Genomic DNA, 5,850 nt, shown 5'->3' with positions numbered 1-5,850 from the left:
GGACGAGGGTGCTGACGGCTTGGGATTGGGTGCGGTCGGCGTCGATGTTGGTCCACCAGAGCTGCCATGCGACGAAGAGCAACAGCAGGAGGCCCACGGTGATAAGGAGTTCGCCTGTAATCTGGATGATCCAGTGCAGCACGGTGCGGGGGCGGCGCTCTGCGGTGGGTGCCGTTCCTTGGCTCATGCGTTCTCCTTTGTCCTTTGGGTTGTGTATGTTCTTGGGCGCCGGGTGGCGTTCCTTATCTTTCAACGCACGGAGAAGGTGAAATCATCCCGTAAGTCTGCAAAGATAGGTGTGAACATATATTTTTAGGTTACCCATACAACAATAAGCGGAGGAAGTATGTCGACCAACTCGGCTAAGGCATCGTCCAAGAAGAAGTCTCAGAAGTCTGCTAAGTCTGAGGTGGAGGATGCAAGCGAGCTGCGTCTGCGTGAGATTGCTCGTGAGATGGAGAGCGGCACGCAGCTGAAGGAGCAGACTCCGTTGTGGTACCGAGTGATTATGTTCTCGCTGCTGGCGGTGGGCATTCTGTGGATTATTGTTTTCTACATTACGCAGGGCCTGTTCCCGATTCCTGATTTGGGTATGTGGAATGTGAGTGTTGGTGTGGGCGCCATGATGGTGAGCATGCTGATGATGACTCGCTGGCGTTAAGACTTAGGCATTAGAGCTTATGGAGAGGCGGTCGTCCCGTGTGGGACGGCCGCCTCTCTGTATGTTTCGCCTGTTTGGCAGGGCTGGAGTTAGAGCGCCTCCGCGTTACCTGTCTTTGCTCTTACTCGGAAGATTGCGGTCATGGCGACCATGATGAGCAGCTCAGTGAGGGTTTGGGTGAGTACCGTGGCGCCCATAAGGCTCGCTTCGGGGTTCCCGTTGTGTGCCAGGCGTTGTGCGCAGAGCGCGACGACGGGGTAGATGATGAGGGCGTTGCGGGTGACAGCACTGAAGGTTACGGAGACGCGTTCCGGTCGGCTCATCACCTTACTGAGGCACCATGCGGTGCCTCCTGCAAGGATTGCGTAGGTGAGGTAGAGTCCGGCGAGTCGGGGAATAAGCTGTGCCTGGTTGAGCACCGCCGGGGTGTAGGCGGAGCACATGAGAGCAAGGAGCAGGCACATGAGGGGAATCATCGCGGCATCGCTTATGGTGCGTACTCGTTCATAGGCTTGTTGGCACTGCGGTGAGCGGGTTGACCAGCGTTGCGCGAGGTAGACGGCTACTAGGGGCACGATGAGCGGTGCCAGGCTGAGGTAGCTTTCAGCGGGGAGGGGGAATATTTCTCCCATCACCCCAATATCTAATATTCCTATATATGCATATATACTAGTCCATACTGGAACAGAAATGATTTGGGCACCAAGCAGGTAGGGCGTTGCCGCCAGCAAACCGCGATATTCCCCTCCAGCAATACACGTAAAAACCACAACGTAATCCACGCATGGAGCCAGCAAAACAATCACTGCAGCTAGAGCAACGGGACCGCCCTCAGGAATGAAGAGGGAGACCAGAGGCGTAACTAGAATCGGGGTTCCAAGGGTAGCCACCAGCACGACCGTGCGAGCGAGCCTCTTATGCTGACCGACACTCATGCCGACTAGAGGCATGAGAGCGAAGTTGGTCCACAGGAGCGCACCGAGCGTGTAGGGCACGAGCTGCTCAGAAACCAGGCTCCACCCACTCAGCCCCGCGCAGGCAACTCCCACGGCCATGGAGGCAAGATAGAGAGCCACCTGGTGGCGTTCCATAAAGCTCACGGAGCCATCCTCTTCTAGTAGATCAGGTCGCCTCGTGCCGCTTCGTGGACGCGGCGGGTTACGGTCTCCATAACGGGTGAGTTAATGTTCCACCGTTGCCAGTAGAGGGGGAATTCTACGGGGGTTGCGGCGAGCTTCACGAGGTGCCCATTTGCGAGCTCTTCGGCGCATTGCGCTTCGGGAATGAGACCCCAGGCGATACCGGCGCTGACGGCGCGCGCATAGTCCGGGGAGGAGGGAATGTAGATCGTGGGGCTCTGGGTGAAGGTTTCTTCAGCCTCCAGACCTACTTCTTGTTCAATGAGGACTCGTGCTACGTCCTGCACGAAGTCTTTGCGGTCGTATTCGACGACGGGGGCGCGGTTGAGCTCTTCGCGGCTTACGCGCTTGGGCCAGCCGGGTAGGTATCGCTGTACGTAGTCGGGGGTTGCGACGCACCAATAGCGTGCCACGCCGAGGGTTTCGACGGAGCAGCCGGGAATTTTTTCGGGTTTGGAGGTGATGACTGCCATGACTTCTCCGGAGCGGAGCATGGCGGATGAGTGAAATTCGCCTTCTCGTCGCAGGTCGCAGAAGATGCTGTCTTCGCGGCTGAGGGTTCCGACGGCGTCGATGAACCAGGTGGCGAGCGAGTCGGCATTGACGGCAACGGAGACGCTCTGAAAGCCGCCGGCGCCCATGAGTTCGCGTTCCATTTCTTGTTGCAGGAATTCACTCTGGCGGGCGATGCGCAGCACGCTTTGTCCGGCGTCGGTGGGGGTGACGGGGTTGCTTCGGCGTAGCAGGACCTTTCCGGCAATCTGTTCCATGGCTTTGATGCGCTGGGAGATGGCGGAGGGGCTCACTCGCAGGATGTCTGCCGCCGCGTCGAAGGTGCCGTATTCGATAACGGTGGCGAAGGTGGTGAGCTGGTCGGTACTGAAACGTGTCATAAGAATATCTTACGCAGTGTGAAAATATTTAGATAGATTTAGGGTTTGTTTTCCCGTATTCTCGTCTCTGGCGCTTCACACTGTAGCTAATACGGCAATATCCCTGTGTCGCATGCTTTTGCCTGGCAAGCTGGTATTAGAGGAGCCACCACCCGCATATCCGCGAAGCCCGCGCCCCGTTTGACCCGCATAGAAAGTTTCACCATGTCCACCTCCCTGTCCCTGCTGTTTCTGGGTGCTACCACCACGATTTCTCTGGTGGCGGCTATTGGTGCCCAGGGAACTTTTGTGCTGCGTCAGGGTATTTTGGGTCGGCATATTACCCCAATCATTATTTTCTGCATTCTGTCGGATGCTCTGATGATTGGCTTGGGCGTGGTGGGCCTGGGCGCTCTGTTGGATGCGGCACCGTGGTTCATTGAGGTGTTCCGTTATGTGGGTGCGGCGTTTTTGGCGTGGTTTGGTTTTGAGGCTGGGCGGCGTGTGTTTACCCCGCATTCCATCGTGGTGGATGATGCGGAGGGCGATTCTCAGTCGTTGAAGGCGGCTCTGCTGACCACGGCGGCGGTGACGTATTTGAATCCGCTGGCGTGGTTGGATACGACTATTCTTTTGGGTTCGCTGGCGAACGCCCAGGGCGATCCTGGCCGTTGGTGGTACTACCTGGGGTGCTGCTGCGGTAGTATTATCTGGTTTTTGGGGCTGGGGTACGGTTCGCGTCTGCTTCGTCCGCTCTTTGCGCGTCCTTCGGCATGGCGTGTTTTGGATGGGGCGACGGCACTTCTGATGGCATACCTGGTGTTCAATCTGCTGACGATGAACCTGTCGACCCACTAGCTTCTACCCCCTGAGGAGCCCTTTTATGCCTTGTCGGTCTCCTTTTCCGCGCTCTTCTCCTCTTCGAGGGGTATGAGTACCTCGTTTTTGGGCATGGTGAGCAGGCCCAGGTAGATATCGCGAATAACCAGGATGTGCTTGATTCGCTCGATCATGGGTTTGAGGAAGCTTCGGGCGTACTTTTCGTCGCTACTGGTGGTTGCGACAAAGCTGAGTCCGGAGAACACGGCAACGATCATGGACACCTTGATGACCACGGCATTGATGTTGGTGTCTACGCCGAGGATTTTGAGGTGTTCGGGTTTGACGGTCATCCAGGATTCTATGGTGGTATCGCTAATGGCGATGGATGAGAACCCCATGAAGAACCCGAAAACGAGCAGCATGAAGAAGCTCGCCTGAATAATCTGCCCGATCATGGGGATGATAATGAGGTTGCCCCAGGGCGCGGTTTTGAGGGGTCGGTGTTCGAGGATTTTCTTCTCTTCGACCCAGTCTTGGGCAGTGTTCCAGATTCCTCCTTCGAGGGTTGCGGCATGCTCGTAGTCGTTCTCGCTAAAGCTTGCGATATTGTCACCTCTGGAGCGTCCCAGCAGGCGCGCTGTGCGCTCTAGGGAGGTTGTGACAACCACGAACACGGCAAGTAGCCCCATGAGCCCTAGAACAGCCCAGGTGCGCGGGAAGCTGAGCCCGTTGGCGAGCTTCCAGAGGTCTGCGTTCACGAAGATGAAGAGCACGGACACCATGAGCACGGGCAGTACTTTCGCAATCATGGGCGGCAGGGAGGCGAGCTGGTGGATGGCGTGTTTGAAGGACCACCCTAGGATGGTGTCTACGCCGAGGAAGATGGCGAGGTAGATGCCCACAACGATGAGCGGGAATACTTGGGAACCGTCGTAGACGAAGTCGAGGCCGTCGAGGCTGCTGGATTCAAAGACACTGGCGACAAAGAGCATGCCGGCAAAAAGTACGGTAAGAATACCCGTGGTGATTTGAACCCACTGCGGGGTGCGGACCATGAGTATATGGGCAAGAGTAATGAACACACCGGAGATTATCGGCATCACGAGGAAGATACCACCGAGCACCAGCATGGGTAGCACTTCATTGCTGAGCGCGGTGTTGGTCGTGATGGCTTTGATGTATTCCGGGAGGGACCCCTTTGCGTCATCAACGATGAAGATGAGGATATCGCGCAGGAAGATATAACAGACGTGCATGATGCTCGCCCACAGGATCCAGGGTACGGAGCGCGGGAAGGCGTCGAGAGCACGCTGACGTGCAGGAATGATGAGGGGCACGCCCTGTTTGCGGAACCAGGTATTGCTCTGCTTCAGCACATCAGTCTTGCTGTAGCGCTGAGGTTGTGCCTCTTCTGCCACAGCTTTAGTGCGCAGTCGCGCCCAGGTGGGGCGTGCGTCCTTCTGCAGCGGGGTGTTCTGCTCCTGTGTGCTCATGACATACCACTCTACAGGGTTGAGAACCCTCTTTTACCCCCGAGCCCCTATAGTTCTTCTCGCTGGAGTTCAGCTCCAATAAAGCGAGCGTATGCGCCCATGAGTAGCTCAGCTATTTCTTCTTGTTCCTCGTAAATACCCAGTTCCTCGTCCTCACGACCTGCGTAGGTGCCGCTACTGATCTCGAGTAGGGATAGCGGTCCTTCTGCAGTCTCCGGAGCTAGGGCATCCAGGATGATGCTCAGGCTTTCTTCCGATTCTTCAGCTACTCCCATGAGGCGTCCTAGGCGTGTGCCCTGGTAGGGCGCAATGGTGAGGACATCTTCGTTCTCGTGCTGAACAACTCGAGCTACAGGAATGATGTCACCGTCTGCTGTCTCTTCAAGCAATAGCTCAGTGGAGAGGTCTATATGGCTTTCCTCGCTCTGCAGGAGCTGCCTGGGCCACCAGAGGTGGATGTATTCGGTGAGCGCTGCCCATGATTCGTGAGGCTCCAGTGTGCTCTCTACGTAGAGGGCTACGGTTCGTTCTTCGTTAGTCTGCTGCGGCTGATCGACTGGCTCGGGTGCGTGGGAGAACATGGGGTAGTGCATGGTTCTACTCTATCCCAGTGCGCTCCTCTCTGGAGGGCACGGTAGATTCATGGGGTTCTGAGGGTACAAAAAAAGGGGGGCAGACCCGCGTGGGTCTGCCCCCCTTTTCCAGCTTTAGCTGTTAAAGCAAAAGAGCCCGCGTAAGCGGGCTCTTTTTATTGCCTATTGGATTGTTATCCAAAAACCATACAGTGAACGCAAACACACAATTATCCTGAAAAGTAAGCCTTCGGCCTATTAGTACCAGTCAACTCCACGAGTCTTCAGTCC

6 protein-coding genes and 1 pseudogene are annotated in these 5,850 nt (G+C 56.4%); 2 read left to right on the top strand and 5 right to left on the bottom strand.

What is annotated here, in order from left to right; all coding sequences use genetic code 11:
• Nucleotides 1–187, bottom strand: a pseudogene (locus HXO69_RS08510) (class E sortase); the annotation flags it as partial.
• 159 nt (nucleotides 188–346) lie between these two features.
• Between HXO69_RS08510 and HXO69_RS08505 the strand changes: the two are divergent.
• Nucleotides 347–661, top strand: coding sequence for a cell division protein CrgA (locus HXO69_RS08505; RefSeq protein WP_005507388.1), 315 nt, complete (start codon nucleotides 347–349; stop codon nucleotides 659–661).
• An 89-nt stretch (nucleotides 662–750) separates the two neighbouring features.
• Here HXO69_RS08505 and HXO69_RS08500 read toward each other — a convergent pair whose 3' ends face one another.
• On the bottom strand, nucleotides 751–1,761 hold the full coding sequence (locus HXO69_RS08500; protein ID WP_296546509.1) for a hypothetical protein: 1,011 nt from the start codon (nucleotides 1,759–1,761) through the stop codon (nucleotides 751–753).
• Nucleotides 1,762–1,775: 14 nt separating this feature from the next.
• A complete protein-coding gene (locus HXO69_RS08495; protein WP_296546508.1) occupies nucleotides 1,776–2,693 on the bottom strand; it encodes a LysR family transcriptional regulator ArgP in 918 nt (305 codons plus the stop codon).
• A 204-nt stretch (nucleotides 2,694–2,897) separates the two neighbouring features.
• On the opposite strand from HXO69_RS08495, the gene HXO69_RS08490 reads away from it, so the two are divergent.
• Nucleotides 2,898–3,530 (top strand): LysE/ArgO family amino acid transporter, encoded by a 633-nt coding sequence (locus tag HXO69_RS08490; protein WP_049354383.1) that lies wholly within the window; start codon nucleotides 2,898–2,900, stop codon nucleotides 3,528–3,530.
• 23 nt (nucleotides 3,531–3,553) lie between these two features.
• Here the strand turns inward: HXO69_RS08490 and HXO69_RS08485 are convergent, their stop codons facing one another.
• Together HXO69_RS08485 and HXO69_RS08480 are read right to left on the bottom strand one after the other, a co-directional pair.
• Entirely contained in the window at nucleotides 3,554–4,987 is a 1,434-nt protein-coding gene (locus tag HXO69_RS08485) for a D-mannonate dehydratase (protein ID WP_296546505.1), read from the bottom strand.
• 47 nt (nucleotides 4,988–5,034) lie between these two features.
• Nucleotides 5,035–5,580 (bottom strand): GTPase, encoded by a 546-nt coding sequence (locus HXO69_RS08480; RefSeq protein WP_296546504.1) that lies wholly within the window; start codon nucleotides 5,578–5,580, stop codon nucleotides 5,035–5,037.
• Nucleotides 5,581–5,850 lie beyond the last annotated feature (270 nt).

Source organism: Rothia sp. (in: high G+C Gram-positive bacteria) (genome assembly GCF_015265375.1).
Taxonomy (GTDB): domain Bacteria; phylum Actinomycetota; class Actinomycetes; order Actinomycetales; family Micrococcaceae; genus Rothia.
This window is presented reverse-complemented; position numbering and strand designations above follow the sequence as displayed.

Excerpts from the sequence above, each read along its gene's own strand:
- HXO69_RS08490 (WP_049354383.1), top strand. The coding sequence starts at position 2,898 with ATGTCCACCTCCCTGTCCCTGCTGTTTCTGGGTGCTACCACCACGATT.
- HXO69_RS08485 (WP_296546505.1), bottom strand. The coding sequence starts at position 4,987 with ATGAGCACACAGGAGCAGAACACCCCGCTGCAGAAGGACGCACGCCCC.
- HXO69_RS08495 (WP_296546508.1), bottom strand. The coding sequence starts at position 2,693 with ATGACACGTTTCAGTACCGACCAGCTCACCACCTTCGCCACCGTTATC.
- HXO69_RS08505 (WP_005507388.1), top strand. The coding sequence starts at position 347 with ATGTCGACCAACTCGGCTAAGGCATCGTCCAAGAAGAAGTCTCAGAAG.
- HXO69_RS08480 (WP_296546504.1), bottom strand. The coding sequence starts at position 5,580 with ATGCACTACCCCATGTTCTCCCACGCACCCGAGCCAGTCGATCAGCCG.